This window comes from Bacteroides sp. 519 (assembly GCF_010500955.1).
Taxonomy (GTDB): domain Bacteria; phylum Bacteroidota; class Bacteroidia; order Bacteroidales; family Bacteroidaceae; genus Bacteroides.
Genome location: NZ_QVMJ01000043.1, coordinates 1 through 1476, shown reverse-complemented (window position 1 = coordinate 1476; position 1476 = coordinate 1). Strand labels below are relative to the sequence as shown.

Below are 1476 nucleotides of genomic sequence, written 5' to 3'. Positions count from 1 at the left end.
GACCCCGTTGCCATGAACAACGCCGCTGCCCTGTTAATCGAGAATGGCGAAGAGAACACCGCTTTGCGCTTACTCGAAAAAGCCCCTGCTTTACCCGAAGCATGGAACAACCTGGGTATCGTTTATATGATTCGTGGCGAACTGGACAAAGCCGAAGACTTGTTGAACCAAGCCTCTATTGGTGGTGTAGCCGAAGCCGCACACAATCTGACAGAACTAGCTAAGAAGAAAGAAGACGAATTAAAACAAAGAAGGTAATGTGCCAATGTGCTAATATGCCAATGTGCCAATTGGCTGCGCATAATTATATAAGCATATTTTCCACATTGGCATATTGGCATATTAACATTAGCATATTATCCACATTGGGATATTGGCACATTATCCACATTGGCATATTAGATTTTTATGAGAGAGAGAACCCTATACCTATACCTGTTTTGTACCCTGTTACTGCTTGTATCCTGCAACACCAATAACAGTAATACCCGCAAACGCCACCTTACGGAACGGTTGTTCCTTGAGCGTAGCCGTATCACTGTTACCCACCCGGGGAATCGTCCCGGTCAAAGTAATGGTAGCCCCATGGTGTTGGCCGAACAGGTAAATTACAGTCAACAGCCACAACTCACAAATATTGAAGAAAATAACCAGGACGAATCCCGCTTGGATACCAATAAAGTATACACTCTGTCTCAGGTCACCGTCACCTCCCGTGCACGCTTTGCACCAGTGCGGGAAGGACAAGTGAACATCGACTTTATCGTACATGTTCCCGAAGCCTATCTGTCGGACGACTTTCAGGTAACCCTTACCCCCGAACTAATAACCTCCGATTCGGTAGTTAATCTGGATGATGTAGTGTTGCGTGGTAAAAACTTTGTAGAACTTCAAAAGCAAGATTACGAACGTTATCAAAACTACCTGGCCAGTATTATCGACCCCTCTGCCTACGATTCTGCTTTTGTAGATCATCGTGGTGTAAACCGCGAACTAGGCCGCCGTCGTAAAACCAACCTGGATCAATACTATAACAAATGGGTATTGATGCAAGAGTACCGCGACTGGCGTAACGCCGAACAAGCCAAGTACGACGCCTACAACATAAAACACGCCGAAGAACTTCGCTTGAAACTTATGGCTCACAATGCACGCTATCGTAACGACCTAAACCGTCAGCTAGCCCTTCGTGCCGACACCTCGAAGCTAGGTGCCAAGTACCGCAAAGAACGGCAGAAGCTAATTGAATCTTCGCCCGTTCGTCGGCAGATCACATTGGATGCCGTTCCGGCCAAGTACCGCGAGTTCTACTTCAAAGGCATTGGTCCCGAAGACCTTCAACCGCTGCTGCCTAAAGACAAAGACTCCATTGCCCTGGCCAGTGAATTTCTGTTGCACGAAAAGATTGCTGCCAACGAAGCAAAAGGCTCCCGTCAGCAAGAAGTATTTAAATACATGGTTCCCGCCCCTTACCGT

The 1476-nt window shown here is 47.0% G+C and carries 1 protein-coding gene and 1 pseudogene; both read left to right on the top strand.

Translation table 11 applies throughout. The features are described from left to right. On the top strand, positions 1–258 hold a 258-nt coding region (locus D0T85_RS20775), incomplete at its 5' end, for a tetratricopeptide repeat protein (protein WP_163215435.1). 150 nt (positions 259–408) lie between these two features. Further along, a pseudogene (locus tag D0T85_RS20770) lies at positions 409–1476 on the top strand (hypothetical protein); the annotation flags it as partial.